General features: G+C 65.5%; 1 pseudogene. It reads left to right on the top strand.

Annotation, left to right across the window (positions count from 1 at the left end):
• Positions 1-252 (top strand): annotated as a pseudogene (locus SCA31_RS24615) (type II toxin-antitoxin system HipA family toxin); the annotation flags it as partial.

The following is a 252-nucleotide window of genomic DNA, read 5'->3' on the forward strand; positions in this document are numbered from 1 at the left end:
CGCGTGGTTGACGCATCCCGATCGCTTCGAAGTGTCGCCGGATCTGCCGTTGCAGCCAGGCTACCAGACGCGGCGCGCACCTCGCCCTGTCGACTCGGTCTTTCATTTCGCGCTGGCGGATACGGAGCCGGACGCGTGGGGCAGGCGCGTGATTGATCGCGCGCATGCCAGGCTGCGTAGAACGCAGCCTGATCTGAGGCCGCTCAACGAACTGGATTACCTCTGCGCGGTCGACGATTTCAGCCGCGTCGG

Origin of the sequence: Chryseobacterium sp. SIMBA_028 (assembly GCF_046535285.1) — a bacterium.
In the GTDB taxonomy this organism is placed as follows: domain Bacteria; phylum Bacteroidota; class Bacteroidia; order Flavobacteriales; family Weeksellaceae; genus Chryseobacterium.